Below are 24,986 nucleotides of genomic sequence, written 5' to 3' on the forward strand. Positions count from 1 at the left end.
ATCAGTAATTACGATATGGTGATACATTTAACTCTAGTAGCGTCTAAAAAAAGATGTTAAAGCAATTTCAGACATACTTTTTCTAATCGAAGATGGAATTGATGCTGAAGTTTGGTTAAATCATTCAAATTTAGATTCACAAACAAAACCTAACACTCGTGTTTTTTGTATTAATTAAAACATAAAAGGCGGTTGTTTTTAAGCTATAGTAAAAAGAATAAAAATGAAATTACGAAATACAATTCACAATGAAAAATAGTTACTTTTTAGCATTACTTTTTTGCATTTTTATTGGATCTGGTTCAATATATGGTCAAACTACCTATAATATAAACGATCCAGAACAATTGGAAGACAATACTTATGTCGCTGGTGATGTAATAATTCTAGCAAATGGTGTTTACAATACAGACGAACGTATCGATTTTATTGGTAATGGCACATCAGCTAATCCTATTATTTTTAGAGCAGAATCACCTGGTGGTGTTAAGTTTACAGGTGGTTTACAAATGAATATTGGCGGAGATTATGTCGTTGTTGATGGTTTTCATTGGCAAGGTGGTTTTGGTGCAAGCAATTTCATTCAATTTAGAAACGGTACGGATTATGCCAATCACAGTACAATTCAAAATTGTGTCATTGATGGTTTAGAGATTCATCCAGACGATATCGCTGATGATATCGCAAATAGTTCTATTACAAAACACAGATGGATTGTGCTTTACGGCACGTATAATACTGTAATTAACTGTTCTTTTATGAATAAAGTGAGTGCAGGTGCTTTGGTTTTGGCAGAATATCAATACAACGCAGAAGATGATCCTTGTGCCATAGTTGGTCATACAATTACGAATAACTATTTCTATAATTATGAAAAAATTGATAACACTTTAAGTAATTCTGGTGATAGTGAAACGATTCGTATTGGTTCGAGTGAAAATCAAAATGTAAGTAGTAATGTCACTGTAATTAATAACTATTTTGTAGAAGCAGATGGTGAAAATGAAATCATTACTAATAAGAGTAAAGGCAATCTCTTCATTAATAACACTTTTAGAAGATGCAGAGGTTCTTTAGTGTTGCGTCATGGTTCAGAGGCAACAGTTGATGGCAATTACTTTTTAGGTGAAGATGTTGAAGGCACAGGAGGAATTAGAATATCTGATAGTAACCATGATATTACTAATAATTATATTCAAGATTGTATCACGGTAAACAGTCAGGCAAAATGGAATAATGGCATCACATTTTTAGGTGGTGGAGATGCAAATGCTGTGCCTTGTACAGCTAGTAATACGACGAATGGCTACCAGCAATCTGAAAATATTAACCTATCTAACAATACCATTATAAATACTAATGCACCTTTGTTTTATAACATTGATAAAGGATCAACAGATCCTACAGGAACAGTTACAGACAATTTAATTTATTTTGCTGCAGCTGATCCAAATATAACTAATGTTTTTACAGGTGATACACCAACGTCTTATGTAAATCTAGGCACTGCATTAACCTATACAAGAAATGTGTACACAGGAACCGTTTTAGGTGAAACTAATACAGGATTTTCTGAAGAAACAGGAATTACAGCTACTGCAAATGGTGAAATTTTTACGTTTTCTGGTGCAGGCTCTTCAGGTAAAGGTGCGGATTTAGGAACTTATGAACCAACAACAGATGCTATGGTTGGTTACGGCATAGGTGCTTGTTTTGTAGATTATTTAGGTGGAAGTATAATTGATGGTGATTGTAATATAGAAGTTGTAGAGTCACTAACTGTAGATAGTTTACCCGAGTTTTCTTCTGATGCTGGCAGTAATGATGTTGCTGTATTTGCAAATGTAAGTTGGACAGCAGTTTCTAACGTTGCATGGATATCTATAAATATAACATCGGGTACTGGCGATGCAATGCTTTCTGTTGCTGTAACTGAAAATGTTGATACAAATCCTAGAGCAGGTACTGTAACGTTTACACAAGTTCCTGGAGGTGATGACATTGTTAGAACTTTAAATGTCACACAAGAAGGTGTAGATTTAACAGATTTATATGACCTTATTAACGATGTACCAGGTGGTGGTTCGGTTTCAGTACATTCTTTTTCTCAACAACAAGTAGAACCTGAAAATAATAGATTTAATTACGCAACAAATACATTAGATAAAGTTATTGATTCGCATTGGACAGCTCAAGATGGTGCAATTGTAGCTGGTGATTATAAGGGTGACGGTGAATATGTGATTTTCGATTTAGGAACTGAATACAACCTTGATTTAATACAAATTGCAACTGACGATAAGGATGATCCATATGGATTGCAAATTTGGTTATCAACTTCAGGAACTGATCTTTCAGATTTCTCAATAGTGCTGCCAGCCTCATCAGACGATTTACTAATTACTACAACAACAGGTTCAGATGAAGGTCTTGATCAATATGAAATTACAGCTAACGCACGTTATGTAAAATTAATAGGCTTTGGAAGATTTAATACTGCAGGAACTGCAAGACAAAGTCCATGGAATAATATCACCGAAATCGAATTCTTTGGAAGTCAAGTTTTGTCGGTAAGTGAAGTTAATTTAGAGAATAGTGTTTCGCTTTATCCTATTCCAGCGAAAGATTTTTTAAATATTAAAAGTGTAAATAGCCAAATAGAGCTCATACAAGTCTATAGTTTAGACGGGAGAAAAGTGATTGAAAAACCTGTTGATTCGACCATAGAGGAATTAAGTATAGATACATCAGCCTTGGTTAATGGTGCTTACATTGTTAATTTATCAAATAAAAATCAGAGCATTTCAAAAATGATTGTAATTTCAAAATAAATTGATTTCGTAAATGACAAAGCATAAAAAAACGTTTACCCTAATAATTGTAGCAGTTATATTCTTCATGTTTTCATGTAAAAATGAAGAGACAGCTGTTTCATCAGATGCTAAAAGTGAAATAGCACCTACTCAACAACATCCCAAATTGATTCTTACAGCACAAGGTGTTCAAGCTATCAGAGCACAGTTAGGACGTATTCCAATTTTTGATAGTTCGTTGCAAAAAGTTAAAGAAGAAATAGATGCAGAAATTGCTTTAGGCATCGAAGTACCAATTCCAAAAGATTATTCTGGTGGTTACACACACGTTAGACATAAACGCAATTGGGTTGTACTTCAAAAAGCAGGTCTGTTATATCAAATTTTAGACGACGAAAAATATGCGAAGTATGTCAAAGATATGCTAATGGCTTATGAAGAATTATACAAAACATTACCGCTTCATCCCAAAACAAGATCTTATGCCAGAGGCAAATTATTTTGGCAATGTTTAAATGACTCTAATTGGTTGGTCTATGTAAGTCAGGCTTACGATTGTATTTATAATTATTTAACCGAAGAAGAACGCAATACCCTAGAAACTAATTTGTTTAGACCATTTGCAGATCATATTTCAGTAGACAGTCCACAATTTTACCAACGTGTTCACAACCATAGTACTTGGGGAAATGCAGCAGTTGGTATGATTGGCTTAGTGATGAATGACCAAGAATTAATTGATCGTGCTTTATACGGTATTAAAGATTTGAAGTTAGATACTAAAGAAAAAGATGATGATGGTGGGTTTTTAAATAAAGATGGAAAAGCTGGTTTTTTAGCAAATATAGAAGAACCATTTTCGCCAGACGGTTATTATAACGAAGGACCATATTATCAGCGTTATGCCATGTATCCTTTCTTAGTTTTTGCAGAAGGTTTACTCAATGTAAAACCAGAACTTAATATTTTCGACTATAAAGAAGGTGTTTTACTTAAATCTATTAATGCCTTACTAAATTTGTCTGATGCAGATGGTGAATTCTTTCCGCTTAATGACGGTCAAAAAGGAATGTCCTATTACAACAGTGCTTTAGTAACTGCTGTAAATGTGTCTTATTATCATGGAGACCAAGATGCTGGTTTATTGAGCATAGCCAAGCAACAAGATCAAGTATTGTTAAATGATTCTGGTTTAGCTGTGGCTTTAGGAATTAGAGATGGTAAAGAAAAGCCATTCAACAAAAAATCAATTAATCTTTCAGATGGACCAAAAGGAGAGCAAGGTGGTGTTGCTATATTGCGACATGAAGATATTGAGCTAGTATTTAAATATGCAGCCCAAGGTTCTAGCCATGGGCATTACGATAAGTTGTCGTATTCGTTATATGAAAAAGGTGAAGAAATTCTTCAAGACTATGGGTTAGCACGCTTTGTAAATATTGAGCAAAAAGGTGGCGGCAATTACTTAAAAGAAAATAAAACGTGGGCAAAACAGACGATTGCCCATAATACACTAACTCAAAATGAAACATCTCATTTTAATGGGAAGTACGATATTGGAAGTCAACACCATTCTGTATTAAATTATTTTTCGTCCGATAATGAAAACGTACAAGTAGCAAGTGCTAGAGAAACCAATGCATATCCAGAAACGGAAATGCTTCGCACTATGGCAATCATAAAAGATGAAGATTTTGAAAAACCATACCTGCTAGACATTATGAAGGTGACTTCTAATAAAGCTAATCAGTATGATTTTCCATATTACTTTTTTGGACAAGTAATACAAACCAATTTTGAATATAACACACCAGAAATCTTGAAGCCTTTAGGAACCAAAAATGGGTATCAACATTTATTTGTAGAAGGTATAGCTAAGGCTAATGATAAAAATTCAAAGTTCACATGGATGAATAATCGCAAGTTTTACACCTTAACAACAATTACAGACCGTAAGGACGACTTATTATTCACTAGAATTGGTGCAAACGATCCAGATTTTAATTTACGTAGAGATCCTGCTTTATTACTAAGAAGAAAAAATGCAAAGGGAACAACTTTTGTCTCGGTGATTGAAGCACACGGCAGTTATAGTCCTATTTCAGAATCTGCGGTTAATACAAAAAGTAACATCAAGGAATTAAAAGTTGTTTTAGATACTGCAGCGTATACGGCAATACAAATCACGGATTTAAAAGGCAACATAAAACTATTTATTACTGCAAATATAAATACTTCAAAAGAAGAAAAACATAATTTAAAAATTAACGATAAGAACTATGAGTGGTCAGGTTCTTATTATTTCAAATAAAAAAATTTAAACATATGAAAAGATTTAGTGAAAAATACGTCATTACAAAAGACATGAAATGGGAAGAACTTGGAGGAGGAGTTTCAAGAAAATTTTTAGGCTATGACAACCAAATTATGATGGTACAGGTAAAATTTGAGAAAGGAGCTTTAGGTGCGCCACACCAACATTTCCATACACAAGCAACCTATTGTGTTTCAGGTAAATTTGAATTTGAAATTGATGGAGAAAAACAAATTGTAGAAGCAGGTGATGGAGTTTACATTGAGCCGAACTTGTTGCATAGTGCAGTTTGTTTAGAAGAAGGAATGTTAATTGATACCTTTAGTCCAGTAAGAGAAGATTTTTTAAGTGGCGATGCTGTGTCTTATTTTGGAGATAAGGAGTCTTGATAAAAAGTAATATAAAATAAGTGAGATTTTAGAGAATCACAGTTATATCTAAATTGAAAAGCCCTCGTTTAAATGCGAGGGCTTTTTTTATGTATTTCTGAAACATATCCTATTTTAACTCAAAAGTGTATTCATTTAACATAGATTTTTTCCGAAAACGTTGTATTTAACAAATATTTATATATATTTGGTCAACCAATCTGGTCAACCAGTTTAGGCAATCAAGCAAAAAAATATTTTAAATATAAAATTCTAATTATGAATTTGAAAACTAAGTTGCTATTCGTATTATTAATATTCAATTTGTCGCTATTTGCGCAGGATAGTTATACCTTAAAAGGGGTTGTAACTTCAGCAGAAGATAAAATGCCAATACCAGGTGTTAATATTCTTGTTTTAAATACAACCAGAGGAACTTCCACTGATTTTGATGGTAATTTTACTATAGATGTTACTAAAGACGAGATTTTGCAGTTTTCTTATATTGGCTATAAAACGCAAACTGTAATAATTAGCGGACAAAATACAATAGTTGTTAGTTTAGAATTAGATAATAACACCCTCGATGAAGTCGTCTTAATTGGTTATGGTGATCAAAAAGAGAAAAATGTAACAAGTTCCTTAACAAAAGTGACTAGCAAAGATATTGAAGATTTATCTGTTGCGCGAGTTGAAGATGCACTTAGAGGTAAGGTAGCGGGTTTGAGAATTCAAACCGTAGCCTCTGAGGCAGGTGGAGACCCTAAGATAACGTTAAGAGGTCCTGGTTCAATTACAGGTTCTTCAGCGCCGCTAATAGTGGTTGATGGTATTGTTTTGGGTACAGATGCTGATATTTTGGGATCAATTGATAATAATAATGTAGAATCTATAACAGTTCTAAAAGATGCGTCATCAGTTGCAATTTATGGTTCTAGAGGTGCAAATGGTGTAATTTTGATTACACTCAAAGAAGGTTTTGAAGGTAAAACGCAGTTTTCTTATAATGCATTCACAGGCGTTAGATACACAAAAAATAATGATAATTTCAACACCTCTATTGCAGACGAAAGATCTAGACTAAATGGATTGCAGAGTACGGTTGATGCCATTTCACCTACCAGCCCTAACTTTGACAGAGTTAATAGTAATTACAATACAGCATACGCTGAACTTGAGGCTATGGAATTTATAGCATCTCTTGGTGATGGTGAAAAAAATTGGCAAGATGAAATTTTTGAAGGTGGTACCATTCAAAGCCATTCTTTTTCAGCCAGAGGAGGTTCTGAACTAACAAGTTATACAGCTTCATTAGGTTATCTTGAAGATGAAGGTGTGGCATTAGTTGATAATTTTAAAAAATATAATGCTAGGATTAAAGTAGATAGTAAATCCAAAAACAAGAAGATTAAGTTTGGCGGAAATCTTAGGATAAATTATAATGATCAAAAAAGGTTGCCATCAAGATTTACAGATGCATTAAGGCAATATGGACATTTGCCATTATATCTTAATGAGAATCACCTTGATTACATTACACAAGGCGATCCTGGTGATGCAGGTGCTCAATTTGAAAATATAGGTGTTGGTAGTTATGGATTTTCAAGAGCCTTTGACCATGTGTTTACAGTAGACCCTAATAATCCTAGAGCTATCGCTAGAGATCCAAATACAGGCTTGCCACTTGCGAGTCCTTTAACTTCTGGCGGATTAACGCTGTCAACAACACGAAATGTACATCCATTAGTAAATTTTTTAGAGCGCTCTAGAGAAAAAAGACAGTTTACATTAAATGCAGCTACTTATTTTGATATTAAGTTAGCAAAAGGATTAAGCTTTAGACAAACCGCTTCATCTATTTTTAGACATACAAAAAACAATAATGCAGATTTCTTTTTTGGACAAGAAAATAGAGAACAAGAAGCGTTTAGAGAAGAACGAAGAGATGAGATCAATCAATATGTTTTCGAATCATTAATACGATACAACAAAAGTATTAAGAAGCATAATTTTAAATCCTTATTAGGTTTTGAATTTACGCAAAGAGATTTTTATATACAACAATCTGAAGCCGTAGGTTTTACCGATGATTTCAATAATAATATTGCCTTAGCAGATAACGGTACTACGTTTACTGATAATGCACAAGAAAAATTAGTGTCATATTTTGGTAGGTTAGACTATGATTATGATGGTAAATACTTGCTACAATTATCTGCACGTACAGATGGTAGTACAAGGTTTGGGTCTAATAACCGATTCGGTTTTTTCCCTGCTGCATCTGCAGGTTGGATTCTGTCTGATGAAGAATTCTTATCATCTAGCGACGTTATTACGTTCTTAAAAGTAAGAGCAAGTTATGGTATCTCTGGTTCAAATGAAATATCTAATAACATCTACGAATCTCTATATAGATTTGAGGAAACCTTCAGTACTATTGGGTATAATGGACAACCAGGTGTTAAAGGTACAGCATTAGGTAATTCAAACTTAGGTTGGGAAAGATTAAGAGAATTTAATCCAGGAATCGATGTTACTTTTGGGAGAGGTTTAGTAAATCTTTCTATAGATTATTATACCAGAACAAGTGAAGACTTAATATTATTTGCACCTGTTTCAGGAGTGTATGGTGTTGATAATTGGCTTCAAAATTTAGGTGCAGTAAAAAATGAAGGTTTTGAAATAGAATTAAATTCAAGACTTTATTCTAGTGAGAATGTAAGATGGTCTGCTTCAGGTCAATTTTCTTTAAATAGAAATGAAGTTGTAAGTTTAGGAAGTAACGAACGCATCATTTCAAGAATAGATCAGGATACAAGACCGACAGAGTTTATTGCCCAAGTAGGGCAACCGATAACGTCTTTTTATGGATGGGTTTATGAAAGTGAAATTCCTTTAGAATGGGTTGATAGTCCGTTTAATAGATTTAATAATGACTATGCACGCGTATTTGTAAAAGATTTAAATGGAGATGGTATTATAGATGATGAAGATAGAACTGAATTAGGAAGTCCATATCCAGATTTTACCTGGGGCTTTACATCAGATGTTACATTTTATAATTTTGATTTTTCAGTTCAATTTGAAGGGTCACATGGAGCTGAGGTAAGGGTTGCAGATTTAGATCAATTGTATTTTGCTAGTGAATCAGCGGTTAATCCAGTTTCTAATTTTCCAGATTTTGATTTAACAGTTCATAGACGCTTCACAAATGATCATATTCAAGACGCTTCTTTCGTAGCTGTAAGAAATATGATTTTAGGTTATACTTTTAAAGACTCAGTATTGTCAACACTTAATTTAAGTAAATTAAGACTTTACATGACAGGTGAAAATCTATTTTATTTTACAGCAGCTGGTTATGAAGGTTTTAATCCAGAGGCAGCTGGGCAGACATCAAATAACGCAAACACAGCATTAACTGCGGGTTATCAAAGAGGTGATGGCCCAATAGTAAGAACAATTTCATTAGGACTTAACGTACAATTTTAATTAATTATGAAAAGGATATATATAAAATTATTAGTAGTTTGTTTTTCTATTTCAGCTTTATTTACAAGTTGTGAAGAAGAACTAGACCTTTCTAACCCAACAGCACTTTCTCTAGAAGAGTTGTTGCAAACAGAAAATGGATTTGAGCTATTGGCTAACGGCGTTTTAGATGCGTATCAAAAAGTACCTGCAAACGAGTTTTTATTAGTAGAGTTAAGATCTGATAATTCAAGAGCGAATACTGAAAATGGAAATTTCCCAGAAATTGCCAGATATAATGTGGATCCAAATAATGGAGATGTGGCCACCTATTATTCTAATAATATGGCTACAATTAGGCATGCTAATACAATAATTGATAATAAGTTCTTAGCTCCCGAAGCTTTTCAATATGCTGTTGGAGAAGCTTACTTTATGAGAGCATTATGTCATTTTAATTTGGTAAGAGCGTATCAAAACATACCCTTCGTAGACAAAGTGTTAGATATTAATTCAGATGAAGCGAGAGACTATCCACAATTGCCTGAAGAAGACGTTTATGAAAGAATCATTGAAGATTTTAGAACCTCTATTGCCTTTTTAAATGGAGGAACGCAAAATAAATACAGACCAACTGAAGGCGCTGCTATTTGTTTAGCCGCTAAAGCTTACTTAAGTCAGCCAAACCCAAATTATGCAGAAGCAGAATTGTTACTCGCATCTGTAGTAGAAAATAGTGGGTCTTTTGGTTACAATATATTATCAACAGATAGAGCGAATGCTCAAGATTTTACAGGTGACGGTATAGTATCAGATCCAGAATATTTTGCCAATCTAGCTCTAGATTTTGGTCGTGTATTTGGTAATGATATTCCAGTAGAATTTTCTGATGTACCTGGAGAATCTGTACTTGTAGGCGAATGGGCAAATAACCCAGGATTAGAAATTAATGATGAAATCATTTTTTCTATAGCATACGATTTGGTGAGTAGTGACAACTATGTAACAAGTGATAGTGGTTTAGACGATCAAGTTGAAACCGATTCAGAGTCGCACAGTTTCGCAATGACGTTACAAGGTCCTTCTAATGGTGTTAATATTGCTACGCTCGATTTATTAGGTGTTATGACGCCAGAATTACAACCAGTGAGATTTCCTGTAACATTTAGAGCAATAACTGTAGATGTTACCAATATTACAAACGATACCTATAATTCAAAATTTCCAACAGATGGAGAAATTGGTGATAATGATTGGATTGTTTTAAGATACGCAGATGTATTGTTATTATATGCTGAGGCCATATTAGCAGGTGCGGAAACCACCGCAGATCAGAGAGCTATTGATGCTTTTAATCAAGTTAGAGCAAGAGCAGGACTCGAAGAAGTCTTCGGTTTATTAACCAAACAAGAACTCTTAGAAGAAAGGCGTATGGAGTTTGTTTATGAAAATCAACGTCTATTCGATTTAATTCGATTTGGTGAAGCAGATAATGTGCTACAGCAATTTTCAATTGACAATAGTCTCAGTTATACAGCTGACAGAAAATATCTGCCTTTTCCACAAAGAGAAATAGATAATTTACCTAACTTTTATTCACAAAATAATGGTTACTAAAACGATAAGAATAATGAAAACAAATTTTTTAACCTTAAAGCTGGTTGTATTAACAGGTTTTTTATCACTTAGCGGTTGCGTAAGTGACGATTTAGCAGATATTGGAGATTTAGCAGATATTACAGGACCAACTCCATTTTATAATTTTAGTGAAAGAACTTTTGCTGAGTTCGACTGCGAAGAGAACGAGCTATCGGCTAATTATCAATTTAATTTTCAAGCAGGGTCCAACTTAGCAGTTAACGGTACAAAATATCAATGGAGCGTAACTGATAATTCTGGTGTTAGTGTTGTTATTGATTTGATTAATAAAGATTTACCGATTCTTGAACAACAAATAGAAGGAGTATTAGCTAATGTTATTGCGATCGAAGAAGATATAGCAGATATTCTGTTTAAAATACCATGTGAAGCAGATCCTGCTCGAGTAGTTGTGTTACAAGCTGAATTAGCGGACTTAGAGTTAGCGTTAATAGAAGCAGAAAATGCACTTACCGACGCCGAACTGCAAGCAGTAGCAGATTTAGAAGCTCAGATAACAGCATTAGCGCCTGCTACTTTGCAAGACCAAGAATTAATAATTGAGTTTCCTGGGCCAGGTACTTACAGTGTTGGTCTTACCGTTATTGATAATTTAGGTAAATCGGACGTAACTGAAAGAGCCGTAACAGTGTTGCAAGCAGTGCCGACAATTCCAGTACCAGAAATTGCTGAGCCTAGTTTTGAAGATAATAGCCTATTTGATGGCACAGGTGATGGAAGAGACTCTTGGAGAGCGCCAAGCAATTCGGCTTGGAGTCCTTTAGGTGGTGGTACTACAGTGATACAAATTAATACCGATTCTAGTCCTGGTGAAGGTGCAGATTTACCAGATGGCGTGCAAGCTGCTAAATTCCCTGGAGGCGGAGATCGAGTAGCTTATCAAGAAATTGAAGTGACACCTGGAGCAGAATATGTAATCACATATTTTACTGCATTTGAGGAAACATCGCTAGGTGATATTACAGTGTCTATTTTAACACCTAATACATCAAGTTACACAGAATCATTGTTAGAAGAGAACATTATTGCATCGCGTACTGATACCAATGTGGGTAGGGTTGATAATGTATTTAAACAACATTCCATAAATTTTGAGGCTGGAGAAAATGAATCTGTGATCATTTTTGTTACTAATTCTGGTGTAGAATCTAGATTAGATGCTTTTAATATCGTAGTTAGACAATAAAAAAATAATATTATGAGTCGTATATCAATAAAAAGAAACACACTAACTCTTATAGTCTTAGGTTTAATACTCACGGTTGTATCCTGTTATGATGATGGATTTGAGGAATTTGTTCCTCCTACAGGAAATATAAATAACATTCAACCCAACACGTTGTTTACCACAAGTACAGATGCAGATAATAGTTTAACACTAATATTTAGAAGTTTTTCAACAGACGCCGTCTCTTATTTATGGGATTTTGGTGATGGTAATACATCAACTGAGGCAAATCCAGATTATACTTACGCCACTGGTGGATTGTATACAGTAACTTTAACTACAACAAGTTCAGATGGTCTCGAAGCTACTGCAACAGCCGATGTCGCACCTATTTTTTTAGATTTCGATTTCACCACATTAGATTCACAAGTAACGTTCAATAATTTAACAACTGGTGCGAGCACATTAACTTGGGATTTTGGAGATGGTAATTCGGTAAGTTGGAACAGTGCAGAAGATACCGCAGAAGATCCAGATATTAGTCCGGTACACGGCTACTTAACTGAGGGTACGTTTCAGGCAACACTTACGGCAACTAATTTTCTTGGTAGAGAATTTTCCGTAACCAAAAGTATTACAGGTTTGGTGTTATCAACGATTCCTAACTTTACGTTTACAACATCTTCATTAACCGCTCAATTTACGGACGATTCGTTCTTAGCGGTTTCTCATAGTTGGGATTTTGGTGACGGTAATACATCTTCTGATGTTAACCCTATTCATACCTATGCCATGGCAGGAACTTATGATGTAACCTTAACAACAACGAACGAAGCCGGAGTGGAAAGAGATATTACAAAACCAGTACCTGTTGGAGGTATAGAACCGACGTTTGAAGTTGTGGTATTAAATAGTGACTGTAACGTGCATACAAATGAAACAGGTGATAATGCTGATGCTTGGGATATGACACCTAACGGTACGGTAGTTGATGATGTTTTAGGAGTAATAGATAGTCCTTACAATGCGCTATGGAACAATACCGCATTACAAGATTGGCTTGAAGCTAATTGTGGTGATGACAGTGAACAACCTGGTTCTACAAGTGATGGTAATAAATTTGGACCCGATGCTGGTGGCGGTAGAGGCGTAAAGCTGAATGAAACTTGTCGTCGTCTATATCAAGTTGTAACAGTAGAACCTGGCGTGGAGTATACCTTTACCATTCAATCGCGGTCTGAGGAAGTAGGCATTAACTCAGAAGTATTCATTTTAAACAATGAAATTGCAAGTGAGGATGTTATAAATACAACGGCTGGTATTGAAGCTAATACGGATGGTTATGCTTTAATAGATAATGACTATAATCCAACGAAGTCAACAAGCTCACTCGACACATTTACAACAACGACATTTACATTTGAAGCATCTTCAAATATTGCAGTAATTTATGTAAGAGCCTCAGCTGCTATTGATAGTAGTAATGAAGTGTTTTATGATAATATAGATATCATTACACCAGGATTTTAATTACGGTTTGTATAGATTGTTTTCTGGTATAATTGTTCACTATTGATTATTGAACTAAGTAGGTAGCTTTAATAATCAATAAAAAATTTAAAATGAAGAATTTAAAATTCACCTTTATTAGTTCTTTTCTAATTCTATTTTTAGTTAGTGTTGCTAACGCGCAATCTAATCAAGATAAATCTTCTAAAACGGTAAAAGTTGAAAAGAAGAAGAAAAAGAAAAAGAAAAAGAAAAAGGTGAAGCTACCTAAAATAGATTTGAGTCATTGGAAGGTAACGTTACCAGTAACAAGGGATGATGGAAAACCTTATGAGATAGATCCGCCTGAAATATTAGATTTCGCCTCAAACGAAATCGCTAGGCCATATATGTATATAGATTCAACCAAAGGCGCTATTGTTTTTCATGCAATGCCAACAGCGTCTACGACTAAAAACACAAAATACACCAGGTCAGAATTGAGAGAGCAAATGGTGCCTGGTGAAAATAATGTTAATTGGACGTTTGCTGATGGTGCTTACATGAAAGGTAAGATACAAATGGACGAAGTATCTCGAGATACTGATGGTAAATACCATAGAGTAATTATCATGCAAATCCATGGAAGGTTAACCAATGAACAGCGCGATTTAATTGGCGAAGATGATAATAACGCACCACCAATATTGAAGATTTATTGGGATAAAGGAAAAGTAAGAATAAAAACAAAACTTTTAAAGAATTTAAACGCCGTAGAACCAGAGATACTCCATGAGGATGCTTGGGATAATGATGAAGGTTTTAATTTTGAACAAGAAGTAGGATTTAGAAAATTTACGCTTGAAGTAGAAGTGTCAGATGGAAAAATGGTAGTTATTCTTAACGGTAATGAGTATAAAGTTTATGAAAATATCCACATGAAAAAATGGGGAATCTTTGAAAATTATTTTAAGGCAGGAAATTATTTTCAATCTAGAGATGAAGGTTCATACGCTAAAGTAAGATTTTACGAACTAGAAGTTAGTCATTAAATTGGTTTATTTGAGTTTAGTCGCTTATTGAATTCTGCAATTGTAATGCAAATTCGTGTAGAATTCTTTAAGCACTATTAATAAAATGTTCGTAAGAATTTAATGTATTATTTGCATAAATTTGTATCAATGTGGGTAATCAACTTATAATTTTAGAAATATGAAATTGAAAATATTAGCGAAGAATGATAATAAAAGTGTCCAGAAAACGATAATTTCTAAAATTGGAGATTTAATTAATCATAAAAATCTCGAACCTGGTGATAAGTTGCCATCAGAAAGAATGTTATCTGAAAAATTTGGAGTCACAAGAAGTAATGTTAGAGAGGCAATTCAAAAGTTAGAATTTTATGGATTGCTAGATTCAATTCCGCAAAGTGGAACATTCGTAGCTAATATAGGTGTCATTGCTATGAATGGCATGATTGAAGATATTTTAAGACTAGAAGATCCAGATTTTAAATCGTTAGTTGAAACAAGAATCTTATTAGAACTTAAAACCGTTCGTTTAGCTGCAATTAGAAGATCAGAAGAGGATTTAAATAAAATAAAAGAGGCGTTAGACGCCTATACAGAAAAGGTGTTAGATGGAGAAGATGCAGTCCAAGAAGACTTATTATTTCATTTAGCAATTGCTAAGGCCAGTGGAAATAGTACCATGAATACCTTTATGCTAATTATAACACCTGGAATTATTACAAATTTTGAAAAATATCATGTTTGCGATAAAGGATTGTCGCAACGCGGAATTAAAGAGCACGAAGAGATATTTGATGCTATAAAAAAACAAAAACCGCAACTAGCAAAGGCAAAAATGAAAGAACATTTTGGTGTGTTATATCAATATTGCTATAATGTTTAATTCTTAATAATTAGGGTGTACTAAATTTATATGAAAACTAAAGGATTAAGATGGTGGGTAGTCGGACTTGTGGCTTTGGCTGCAGTTATAAATTATATTGATAGGCAAGCTTTTGGTGCGCTGTGGCCAGAAATAGCTAAAGAGTTATTTCCAGACATGGGACCAGACGATACAAAAGCTATATATGGAACTATATCTGCTATATTTATCTTGGCTTATGCTGCAGGTCAGACAATATTTGGAAAAATTTTCGATTGGATAGGAACTAGAATAGGGTTTGCTTTGTCCATAGGAATTTGGTCTCTAGCAACAATGGTTCATGCATTTGCAAAAGGCATGGTAAGTTTCTCAATATTTAGATCAATTTTAGGAATTGCAGAAGCTGGTAACTGGCCAGGTGCTGCAAAGGCAAATGCAGAATGGTTTCCTACAAAGGAACGTGCTTTAGCTCAAGGTATATTCAATTCTGGCGCAGCTATTGGAGGCATAGTTGCCTATCCAATAATTGGTCTTCTTTCGGTTTATTTATCATGGCAATCCATATTTATATGTGTAGGATTAGTTGGTTTGTTATGGTTGTTACCATGGTTATACATTGTAAAATCACCACCAGAAAAACATCCTTGGCTATCAAAAGATGAAAAGTTGTACATTCTATCTGGACAAAAAAATCAAGACATTGACGAAGATGGTAATTTTGATGAAGGATATGCCCCAGACACAGGAGAATTACTTAAACATAAAGAGAGTTGGGGAGTTATAATAGCCTCAGCTGCTATAGACCCAATTTGGTGGTTATTCATAGTATGGATTCCTATATACCTTAATGAGGTGTTTGGATTAGATGTAAAAGAAATTGCATTTTCTGCATGGGTTCCTTATGTCGGTGCAATGCTAGGAGCATGGTTTGGTGGCCTTTTAGCTCAAAATAGATTGAGTTCAGGATGGGCGGTCAATAAAACACGAAAAATGGTAATTACTTTGGGTTGTTTAATGATGATTCCTTGCTTCTTCCTATTAAAAGCGCCTGGATCAGCTATAAATGCAGTAATGATTATGGCTGTGCTATTATTTGGTTTTCAAACTGCCATCGGTAATGTACAGACATTACCAAGTGATATGTTTAGTGGAAAAGTAGTAGGAACGCTATCTGGATTTGCAGGAACGGCTGCTAAATTAGGAGCGTTTGGATTGACCTTTTTAATACCAACAATAACTAAAGGCGGAAATTACACACCAGCTTTTTTAATAGGTGGAGCTTTAGCTATAATAGCGCTTTTAGCTGTTTGGTTATTGTGCCCAAAAATAGAACCGCTTGAAGCAAAATAATAATATAAATTTTAAATATAATATGAGTAATAATAAAGGAAAAGTAGCAATAATTACAGGTGCTACAGGAGGAATTGGTTTCGAAGTGTCAAGACGTTTAGGTAAAGATGGCTATACCGTTGTTTTAAATGGTATAGATAATGAGGCTGGAGCGGAAAGAATTAAAGAGCTTACTGCAGAAGGTATAACAGCCGAATACTATGGATTCGATGTTACAAAAGAAGACCAAGTAGCGTCAAATATCAAAGCAATTGGTGAGAAATATGGTAAAATTGATGTTTTAGTAAACAATGCTGGTGGACTTGGTGGAAGGTCTCGATTTGAAGAAATGACAACAGATTTTTACAGAAATGTAATGGCGTTAAATTTAGATTCAGTATTCTTTGCTTCAAGAGCAGCTATACCTTTTCTTAAAAAAGGAGAACATCCTTCTATAATTAATTATACATCGAATGCAGGGTGGACTGCTGGTGGACCAGGAGCAGGAATCTACGGAACATCTAAAGCTGGTGTACATGCCATAACTAGAGCCTTAGCAAAAGATTTAGCCGAATACGGAATTAGAGCAAATGCAGTATCTCCAGGAACAATTGATACTCCTTTTCACGCTCAAATTAAATCAACTAAACCAGAAGTTTTTGCATCTTGGGCTAATAACATCATGTTAGGAAGATTAGGTCAGCCAGAAGATGTTGCTGGAGTTATTTCATTTTTAGCAAGTAAAGATGCTTCATTTATAACTGCTGAAACGATTCAGATTGGTGGTGGTCAAGCATTAGGTATTTAATAAGTCTTAAACATATTTTTAGTTTTAATACAAGTAAGTGGTGGAGAGTTGATTTTCTCTACCACTTTTTATTTAATGTGTTTAAAACAGCCTTATTTGGGATGTATCAATTAAAAATAATCCGCTAAAAAAGGTCTTTTTGATTGTCTTTATAGGGTAAATGTAACACTATGAAAAACTTTATCGGTAAGGATTTTTTATTATAAACAGAGGTGGTAGAAATCTTATATCATACGCATACAAAGTCGCTTGCTATAAATAGATTATCATAATCACTTATCTCCAAAACAAATTGCAGAAGACCAGCAATTTGAAAACATTACACAAGTATGGTTAGCTAGTGATCATCATAAATGGCGCGCAATGCCTGCCTTTGGTATAAATGAAAAGCACATTACTGGAAAAGCTTCGGATAAAGACGAGTTTTTAAAATGGGCAGAAGTGCTACCATTTATAATCTGATATCCATTATATCACTGGACACATTTAGAATTAAAGAATTATTCAGATTAATTCTGTATTAAACCTATGTCTGAGTTATCATTGTTAGCTTTTAGTAATGGTGATTTTTCGCTAGGAATATAGTTGTCTTTATCGTCCCATTTCGGATTCTTATAAACCATATTTACTTTCTGAGCTCCTTGGCTCACTTTAGGGAAACCACTGTCATGAAATAAACAATCTTTAATGATGTTTTTTAAACCTTTTATTTCAATGGGTTTAAGTGCTTTGTAGCTATTTATAAATACAGAATTAGCGATCGTCACCTCATTGATTCCTTTAGTTCGTATAATTTTACCTTTTTCAGTATTGGCAATAGCGTCAAACACACTATTATTAATCGTAATCTTACCACCTTCAATATCAACGTTAGGAATGTTTCTGGTGTAGTTAATAGCATATTCCTCAATATTTTTAAAGATACAGTTGTCGATGTTAATCGCTAAGGCATTGTATTTACCTATTTCTTTTTCATAAGATAAATTTAGCCCTCTATAACTATCTAAAAATTGACAATTTTTAAATACTAACTCTGATGCTAGCGTGCCTAAATACGCTTTAAAGATGCTGCCTCCATTGGTATTTGTAAAGTTTTTAAAAGTGCAATTTTCTGCATAAAAGGTATAACTACCAGATGCCATTTCGTCTGGAGAAACAACTGCATACTTCGGTTTTTCGCTATGATCTCCATCTACAATGATGTGTTTCAATCTTAACGATGCACCTTCATTTATTCTAAAGAAATAATTGAAGCCTTTCTCAATTCCGTCTTCCATCTTTAGAATGGTACCACCATTAGAATCGCCGTTAAGTATAATATTTTTGCTAATTTTCAAGCTTTTGCCAAATTCATAAACACCGGGTTTTAGTGTAATTTCGTCTCCATCTGTAGCTTTTTTTAATGCGTTTGATAACGTGTTTACACCTGGTTCTACAATTAAGTCTTTAGGATCTGTGGCAGGAGGCACAATATTAGGTCTCCAACCTGGCCCTGTGCGTAATCTTAAAGCAATAGGTAGTTCTGTACTATTTAGGTTAAACGCACCTGCAACATACGTGTTTCGGTCTGAAAGTAATATATCCTTATCAGGACTTTTAGCTGTTTTTGAAACTGCCTTTAAGGCCGGATTATTCTCCGTAGGAAGCGGTAAAGATTTTACAATTGCCCAATTAATAGAGGTTTGAGTAAAATATTTGGTGTCAACTGTAGAAGGACTATCAACGATATTTCCACTAAACGTAATGCCCTCCGCAGTGTCTAATATATTTAAAATAGTGCCTTCTTGGGTATTAGAAATTACATTATTTGCAAAGACTGTATTGATAGGTGGTAAGGTTTTTTCATCATCTTTGCCAGCACCAAAAGTCATAGGTCCGCAATTGATAAGGGTATTATTTTGAATATCAACATTGTTAACTTGATGATATCTATTTAAAGGAGAATTTGGGACACCATTCATAATAACAATAGGGCCTCTATAACCATCACCTGCTAATCCTAAAAAAAGATTATTTCTTATAATATGATTAGCGTTTATAACTCTAACACCACCAGTACCAGATACATTATTTCCTAAAAACACATTATGCTCTACTAAGGCGCCATTGCCATGTCTTAACGTTAAAGTCCCTTTACTCTCAATAAAAATGTTATTTCTAAAAATGTTATCTCCAGATTTGTTGGAAATAATTTCTATTTCACCATTACATTGTTTAAAGGTGTTACTTTCCACAATAGTTTTAGATGATTTCATAGAATTGTCGCTGGTGCCTATTCTAATAGTTTCACCTCCATTTTCACCAAGTTCTGGTCGTGGTCCAAAATAATTATAGTCTATTTGATGGTTGTTTTCTATATGCTCATCACCTTTTAGCCAAACCACCAGTGTAGTACCCGAAGACATTTTTCCGGTAAAATTATTATGATCAACACGATTATTTTTTCCCATAAATCTACCCAATGGTTTTTAATGCCATCTTCTACACTAAAATAAGAGATAGTAGAATTTGTAAAACGGCAATTATTAGCAAATTCCTTAGAATCTTTTCTAAATTGAACCACATATTTTGAGGTCGATTTACCGTCTTTAAACCATAATCCACTCACAATAACGTGGCTGCCGTAAATACTTAAGCTAGAGTCTCCTGTAAGTATCACTTCACCAGCAGTTTCTGCCTTAACGATAATAGGGTTTTCTTTTGTGCCATTGCCATAAGCATTTAGTTTTGTGTCTTTCCATTCTCCATTTTTTAGAATGATTGTGCCACCCTCTGAAACTGTTTTTATGGCTTCATTATATTCCGAAATATTTGCAACTACTAAATCTTGTGCAAAGCTGAAGTTTATAAATAAAAATAAACCTGAAATTAGAAGTATGTGTTTTGTTCTCATGTTAAAATGTTGTTTTCCTAGGTGTTGTTACCAAAAATGATTCCAATTTTAGTGCTGAATAATTTTTTATTGAATCAGTTCTTTAGCATTTTAAATCTTGTTTGTTGTCTTAATAAGACGATGCCCTTACTATAAGTTCGGCTTCAAGAATTATTTTATTTAAAGTTTGTTTTGTTTCAGGATTTGCAACTCTATTCAGAAATGCTTCAGCCGCAAGACGTCCAATAGCTTTACTATTCTGATCTACACTTGTAATTGAAGGTGTTACTAAAGCCGTGAAAGGTTCATTACCAAAACCAACAAGTCTCATATCTTCAGGAACATTAAGTTGGTGTTCTTTTAGCACTTGCAATGCACCTAAGGCAGCATAATCACCAGCAACGTATACAGCGTCGGGTCTTTTATTTAGGTTTAATAATTTTGTCATTTGGTGCCTGCCATCCTCTAATGTTAAAGAACTTTCAATAATTAAATCATTATCTAAAGGAAGATTATATGTTTTAATCGCATCGATATAACCTCTAATTCTATTATTAAAAATTCGTGTGCGTCTAAAACCACCGATATGCGCAATCCGCTTGCAACCTTTTGAAACCAAATGTTTAATAATCATTTGGCTACTATCATAATCATTTATGCCAACGTAATCTACATTAAGGTTATTCTCACCGCGATCAAATAAAATTAACGGTATCCCTTTAGTTTTAATTTTTTCATAAAACGATAAATCGACTGTTTCGTTCGCCATCGAAGCAATGATACCATCAACTTGAGTATATAAAAGTGTGTCAATATTAGTGCACTCTTTTTTAAACGATTCATTAGATTGGGTAATAATTACATTGTAACCAGCTTTATGAAGCACTTCTTCCATATGCTCTAAAACGGAAGAGAAAAAATTGCTATTTGTACGCGGCACAATGACACCAACTAAATTACTTTTTCCTTTTCTTAGGGCACTTGCCAAGTGATTGGGTTGGTAATTTAATTCTTTAGCAATACGCTTAACTTCTGCTTTTGTTTTAGCACTAATCCTTGAGTCATTGTGCATGGCTTTAGAAACTGCTGCAGTTGAAATATTGAGCACATTTGCAATGTCTTTTAGAGTCGTTCTTTTTTTATTCGCCAAGTTTTTATATATTTGCTTAATCGTTTAAGCAAAATTAAGGTTTTAACTATAAAAATCAAAGCAATACTGTTTTGATTTCTTTTTAAATGTTTTGCTTAATCGATTAAGCTGTTAAAAATTATTTATAAATAAAACTTATATTCAGAATGAAAAAAGTAGTCACTTTTGGAGAGATTATGCTAAGATTAGCACCTCAACAATTTTTAAGATTTTCGCAGGCATCAAGTTTTGATGTGGTTTATGGCGGAGGAGAATCTAACGTAGCAGTATCACTAGCCAATTACGGTGTACCAGTGGATTTTGTAACGCGTTTACCAAAAAATGATATTGGTCAGTGTGCCATGATGGAAATGCGTAAAAGAGGTGTTGGTGTAGATAAAATTATTTATGGTGGAGATCGTTTAGGGATTTATTTTTTAGAAACAGGTGCTGTAAGTAGAGGAAGTAAAGTGGTTTATGATCGCGCACATTCAGCAATTTCTGAAATTAAGCCAGGTATGGTCGATTGGAAATCTGTTTTTAAAGATGTGGCTTGGTTTCATTGGACAGGTATTACACCAGCAATTTCTCAAGGAGCAGCAGATGCTTGTTTAGAAGCGGTGAAAGTGGCTAGCGAAATGGGAGTTACGATTTCTACAGATTTAAATTATAGAGCTAAACTTTGGACATTTTGTGACGAAGCGCATAGAGAAAAAATAATGACAGAACTAACGTCTTATTGTGATGTTGTTCTAGGAAACGAAGAAGATGCTGAAAAGCATTTTGGAATTCATCCTGAAGGTTTAGATGTGCACAAGCATGGACATGATGTAAAAGCAGAAGCATTTTTATCGGTTTGTAAGCAAATGATGGAGAAATTCCCACGAGCTAAAAAAGTAATTACAACACTTAGAGGATCCATTTCTGCATCTCACAATACTTGGGCAGGAGTTTTATACGATGGTAAAAAAATGTACGAAACACGTCAGTATCAAATCACAGATATCGTGGATCGTGTTGGTGGAGGAGATTCATTTATGGGAGGTTTAATTTATGGTTTATTAAAATACCCAGAAAATGATCAAAATGCTCTAGATTTTGCTGTTGCAGCATCGTGTTTAAAACATACCATTAAAGGTGATGCTAATTTAGTAACCGTTGCAGAAGTAGAAAAATTAATGGGTGGAGACGCTTCAGGACGCGTGGCGCGTTAAAAATGCTCCTTTTATTTTCTCAAGAGAGGAAAGAAAATGGATAACTAAATAATTAACTAAAAAAAGTCCTTCCGAAAGGAAGGATTTAAGATGCGAATATGGCAAATTATACAAGAATAGAAGTGGCAAACGTTATGAAGCAAACAGGTTTAGTGCCTTTGTTTTATAATTCGGATTTAGAAGTAGGTAAAAAAGTAATTAAAGCGACTTACGATGGTGGTGCGCGTTTATTAGAATTTACAGCAAGAGGTGATTTTGCTCACGAAGTTTTTGGTGAACTTAATAAGTGGGTACTTAAAGAATTACCAGGAATGATAATGGGAGTTGGTTCTGTAACTGATGCAGCATCAGCATCTCGTTTTATGGCTTTAGGCGCAAATTTTATTGTGACTCCAGTACTAAGAGAAGATATTGCACTTGTTTGTAATAGACGTAAAGTGGCATGGTCTCCAGGCTGTGGGTCTCTAACTGAAATATGCCGAGCAGAAGAGTTAGGTTGTGAGGTTGTGAAGTTATTTCCAGGAGGTATTTATGGACCCGATTTTGTAAAAGCAATTCGTGGACCTCAACCTTGGACAAGCATTATGCCTACAGGTGGAGTATCGCCAACGCGCGAAAATCTTGAAGGCTGGTTTAAAGCTGGTGTAACTTGCGTTGGTATGGGATCTAAGCTTATTGCCAAAAATGCGGAAGGCAATTATGATTTAGCTAAAATTGAGTCTGATACCAGAAATGCATTAGCTATAATAGATGATTTAAAATCATAAGCATTGAAGTCGTCGGTTGTTACTATAAAACAAATTTCGTCTTTATCGGGATATTCCATATCTACGGTATCTAAAGCGTTAAATGATAAATTTGAAATAAGTACAACCACAAGAGAAAAAATAAAAGCAATAGCAAAGCGGCATAATTATGTTCCTAATAATTATGCCGTTTCTCTTAGAAACAGAACAACAAAATCTATTGCCGTAATATTGCCTAAAGTTACTGAAGAATGTTACAGTCATGCACTTTGTCATCTTCAAAAGTCAGCTGAACGTTTAGGCTATAGAATATTATTTTTTCAATCGTTTGATTCTAAAAGCAAAGCGTTAAATTACATTAAGAAATTTAGTGACGGTTCTATTGATGGGATCATTATGATATCAAAAGATCATATAGAAGCAAACGCTTATACACACAATTATATTCCTGTAGAAGCGCTGCATATAACAAGAAATGAATCTCTTGAAAATATAAAAGGGCGTTGTATAAATAGTTTGGCTAAATTATTACAACGAGCTGAGGTTTAGTATAATGTATCTTAAAACTCACCTCTATTCTTTTGCATGAAGGCTTATTTTATAAGACATTTTAAGACTTTAATTTGGCGTTTGTTTTTTGTAAAAACGATATAATATAATCCTGAAGTTAATTCCGATACATCTAGTTTATTTTCAGTCAGGCGTTTTTCAATAGGAATTATTTCACCTAAAGTATTGTACAAAATAATAGCATCGTAATCCTCTTTATTAGCATTTTTAAAAGTGATACTATTTTTTGCTGGGTTAGGCACTAGTGTAATTTCATCTGGTGCTATTTCGAAATCAGAAATGGATAATTCGTCAATCTCTTCAATACTAAAATTATTAAAAAGAACTTCTTCGTCCCTTAGGTCATCGATATTAATCAGACTTCTATAAATTCCCCATTTAGGCCGTGCAAAATCTGCACCATCTTGCCAAGTATCGATAGCATTGTTGTTGTAACTTAAAAGTATGGAATCGTCGGAAACACGTTTAAGTTCAATAGTATAGCTTCCTGTATCACTAAAGGTGATTATTTCGGTCGCTTCTACCCAATGACCTCTAAATAAATCAAGATTTGCAGTTTGTATCGTGGATTGGTTGTTGGTTGGTGTATATCTTAGTTCAATACGATCTGGTGTTGCTTTTCTTGCAGTAATAGTAATCATAGGAATAGAGGCAAATGAGCCACCTACAGATTTTATTTGATGAAGATGCGTAAAATTAGGAGACACCTGAAATCCAACAGGAAGTTTAAACCTCCATTTATATTCAACGGTTTCTCCAAGAGTCGCTTTGAGATCATCTGGAGATTGACTATAGGTTTTAATTTCGGTACGTTGTCTATCAAAATTTTGACAACGATCGTTATCAGGAATTTTGTGAGCAAAAAAACGAAAGACGTTTTCATTTAACTCAGTATCAAATATTTCATCTATATGCCTTCCAAATGCGTTATGAACGCAATCAGGTACCTCTACAACATTGTAGTTTGGTGCTAAAACCGCATTAATATCTTCATAGGTGTTTCCAGTGCCATTAGCATTCAAAATGGTTTGAGACCAAATAAAAGGAAACATTGCAAGTAAGAGATATAAGGTAAAAATTATTTTTTTCATAAGTTCAAGCATTTAGAAGTTAATAGTTTGACCACAAGTTTTAGCACGAATCT

General features: G+C 34.2%; 17 protein-coding genes and 1 pseudogene. 15 read left to right on the forward strand and 3 right to left on the reverse strand.

The features are described from left to right. Positions 1–248 precede the first annotated feature (248 nt). The 12 genes from AB8B52_RS01365 (at position 249) to AB8B52_RS01420 (ending at position 17,773) form a co-directional block, all read left to right on the forward strand. A complete protein-coding gene (locus AB8B52_RS01365; protein ID WP_406024481.1) occupies positions 249–2,831 on the forward strand; it encodes a chondroitinase-B domain-containing protein in 2,583 nt (860 codons plus the stop codon). Positions 2,832–2,844: 13 nt separating this feature from the next. Next, a complete protein-coding gene (locus AB8B52_RS01370; protein ID WP_406024483.1) occupies positions 2,845–5,124 on the forward strand; it encodes an alginate lyase family protein in 2,280 nt (759 codons plus the stop codon). A gap of 14 nt (positions 5,125–5,138) precedes the next feature. After that, positions 5,139–5,516: a cupin domain-containing protein gene (locus AB8B52_RS01375; RefSeq protein WP_406024485.1), complete on the forward strand. Its 378-nt coding sequence runs from the start codon at positions 5,139–5,141 to the stop codon at positions 5,514–5,516. Between the two features lie 258 nt (positions 5,517–5,774). Further along, positions 5,775–8,987 (forward strand): SusC/RagA family TonB-linked outer membrane protein, encoded by a 3,213-nt coding sequence (locus AB8B52_RS01380; protein ID WP_406024487.1) that lies wholly within the window; start codon positions 5,775–5,777, stop codon positions 8,985–8,987. A gap of 6 nt (positions 8,988–8,993) precedes the next feature. After that, on the forward strand, positions 8,994–10,583 hold the full coding sequence (locus AB8B52_RS01385; RefSeq protein WP_406024489.1) for a RagB/SusD family nutrient uptake outer membrane protein: 1,590 nt from the start codon (positions 8,994–8,996) through the stop codon (positions 10,581–10,583). A gap of 13 nt (positions 10,584–10,596) precedes the next feature. Further along, positions 10,597–11,811: a hypothetical protein gene (locus AB8B52_RS01390; protein ID WP_406024491.1), complete on the forward strand. Its 1,215-nt coding sequence runs from the start codon at positions 10,597–10,599 to the stop codon at positions 11,809–11,811. Between the two features lie 12 nt (positions 11,812–11,823). Beyond that, positions 11,824–13,323, forward strand: a complete 1,500-nt coding sequence (locus AB8B52_RS01395) for a PKD domain-containing protein (RefSeq protein ID WP_406024493.1) — start codon at positions 11,824–11,826, stop codon at positions 13,321–13,323. 92 nt (positions 13,324–13,415) lie between these two features. Next, complete coding sequence (locus AB8B52_RS01400) at positions 13,416–14,333, forward strand: polysaccharide lyase family 7 protein (protein WP_406024495.1); 918 nt, start codon at positions 13,416–13,418, stop codon at positions 14,331–14,333. Between the two features lie 160 nt (positions 14,334–14,493). After that, positions 14,494–15,195: a FadR/GntR family transcriptional regulator gene (locus AB8B52_RS01405; RefSeq protein ID WP_406024497.1), complete on the forward strand. Its 702-nt coding sequence runs from the start codon at positions 14,494–14,496 to the stop codon at positions 15,193–15,195. Between the two features lie 30 nt (positions 15,196–15,225). Continuing rightward, complete coding sequence (locus AB8B52_RS01410; protein ID WP_406024499.1) at positions 15,226–16,524, forward strand: MFS transporter; 1,299 nt, start codon at positions 15,226–15,228, stop codon at positions 16,522–16,524. Between the two features lie 22 nt (positions 16,525–16,546). Next, the gene (locus tag AB8B52_RS01415) at positions 16,547–17,311 is read left to right on the forward strand and encodes an SDR family NAD(P)-dependent oxidoreductase (protein WP_406024500.1); all 765 of its coding nucleotides are present in this window, start codon (positions 16,547–16,549) and stop codon (positions 17,309–17,311) included. A 318-nt stretch (positions 17,312–17,629) separates the two neighbouring features. Next, a complete protein-coding gene (locus AB8B52_RS01420; protein ID WP_406024532.1) occupies positions 17,630–17,773 on the forward strand; it encodes a glucuronate isomerase in 144 nt (47 codons plus the stop codon). 47 nt (positions 17,774–17,820) lie between these two features. Here AB8B52_RS01420 and AB8B52_RS01425 read toward each other — a convergent pair. Both AB8B52_RS01425 and AB8B52_RS01430 read right to left on the reverse strand, forming a co-directional pair. After that, positions 17,821–20,204: pseudogene (locus tag AB8B52_RS01425) on the reverse strand (polysaccharide lyase 6 family protein). Positions 20,205–20,313: 109 nt separating this feature from the next. Then, positions 20,314–21,333, reverse strand: coding sequence for a LacI family DNA-binding transcriptional regulator (locus AB8B52_RS01430; RefSeq protein WP_406024502.1), 1,020 nt, complete (start codon positions 21,331–21,333; stop codon positions 20,314–20,316). 146 nt (positions 21,334–21,479) lie between these two features. Between AB8B52_RS01430 and AB8B52_RS01435 the strand changes: the two genes are divergently transcribed. The 3 genes from AB8B52_RS01435 (at position 21,480) to AB8B52_RS01445 (ending at position 23,821) form a co-directional block, all read left to right on the forward strand. After that, on the forward strand, positions 21,480–22,526 hold the full coding sequence (locus tag AB8B52_RS01435) for a PfkB family carbohydrate kinase (RefSeq protein WP_406024504.1): 1,047 nt from the start codon (positions 21,480–21,482) through the stop codon (positions 22,524–22,526). A 98-nt stretch (positions 22,527–22,624) separates the two neighbouring features. After that, entirely contained in the window at positions 22,625–23,293 is a 669-nt protein-coding gene (locus AB8B52_RS01440; RefSeq protein ID WP_406024506.1) for a bifunctional 4-hydroxy-2-oxoglutarate aldolase/2-dehydro-3-deoxy-phosphogluconate aldolase, read from the forward strand. A gap of 3 nt (positions 23,294–23,296) precedes the next feature. After that, entirely contained in the window at positions 23,297–23,821 is a 525-nt protein-coding gene (locus AB8B52_RS01445; RefSeq protein ID WP_406024508.1) for a LacI family DNA-binding transcriptional regulator, read from the forward strand. Between the two features lie 44 nt (positions 23,822–23,865). Here AB8B52_RS01445 and AB8B52_RS01450 read toward each other — a convergent pair whose 3' ends face one another. Next, positions 23,866–24,933: a T9SS type A sorting domain-containing protein gene (locus tag AB8B52_RS01450; RefSeq protein WP_406024510.1), complete on the reverse strand. Its 1,068-nt coding sequence runs from the start codon at positions 24,931–24,933 to the stop codon at positions 23,866–23,868. Between the last annotated feature and the right edge of the window lie 53 nt (positions 24,934–24,986).

It is taken from the genome of Winogradskyella sp. (assembly GCF_045105575.1).
Lineage (GTDB): Bacteria > Bacteroidota > Bacteroidia > Flavobacteriales > Flavobacteriaceae > Winogradskyella.

What these genes read in the sequence shown, in the direction of transcription:
- AB8B52_RS01365 (WP_406024481.1), top strand. Translation starts at nt 249, where the DNA reads ATGAAAAATAGTTACTTTTTAGCATTACTTTTTTGCATTTTTATTGGA.
- AB8B52_RS01370 (WP_406024483.1), top strand. Translation starts at nt 2,845, where the DNA reads ATGACAAAGCATAAAAAAACGTTTACCCTAATAATTGTAGCAGTTATA.
- AB8B52_RS01375 (WP_406024485.1), top strand. Translation starts at nt 5,139, where the DNA reads ATGAAAAGATTTAGTGAAAAATACGTCATTACAAAAGACATGAAATGG.
- AB8B52_RS01380 (WP_406024487.1), top strand. Translation starts at nt 5,775, where the DNA reads ATGAATTTGAAAACTAAGTTGCTATTCGTATTATTAATATTCAATTTG.
- AB8B52_RS01385 (WP_406024489.1), top strand. Translation starts at nt 8,994, where the DNA reads ATGAAAAGGATATATATAAAATTATTAGTAGTTTGTTTTTCTATTTCA.
- AB8B52_RS01390 (WP_406024491.1), top strand. Translation starts at nt 10,597, where the DNA reads ATGAAAACAAATTTTTTAACCTTAAAGCTGGTTGTATTAACAGGTTTT.
- AB8B52_RS01395 (WP_406024493.1), top strand. Translation starts at nt 11,824, where the DNA reads ATGAGTCGTATATCAATAAAAAGAAACACACTAACTCTTATAGTCTTA.
- AB8B52_RS01400 (WP_406024495.1), top strand. Translation starts at nt 13,416, where the DNA reads ATGAAGAATTTAAAATTCACCTTTATTAGTTCTTTTCTAATTCTATTT.
- AB8B52_RS01405 (WP_406024497.1), top strand. Translation starts at nt 14,494, where the DNA reads ATGAAATTGAAAATATTAGCGAAGAATGATAATAAAAGTGTCCAGAAA.
- AB8B52_RS01410 (WP_406024499.1), top strand. Translation starts at nt 15,226, where the DNA reads ATGAAAACTAAAGGATTAAGATGGTGGGTAGTCGGACTTGTGGCTTTG.
- AB8B52_RS01415 (WP_406024500.1), top strand. Translation starts at nt 16,547, where the DNA reads ATGAGTAATAATAAAGGAAAAGTAGCAATAATTACAGGTGCTACAGGA.
- AB8B52_RS01435 (WP_406024504.1), top strand. Translation starts at nt 21,480, where the DNA reads ATGAAAAAAGTAGTCACTTTTGGAGAGATTATGCTAAGATTAGCACCT.
- AB8B52_RS01440 (WP_406024506.1), top strand. Translation starts at nt 22,625, where the DNA reads ATGGCAAATTATACAAGAATAGAAGTGGCAAACGTTATGAAGCAAACA.
- AB8B52_RS01450 (WP_406024510.1), bottom strand. Translation starts at nt 24,933, where the DNA reads ATGAAAAAAATAATTTTTACCTTATATCTCTTACTTGCAATGTTTCCT.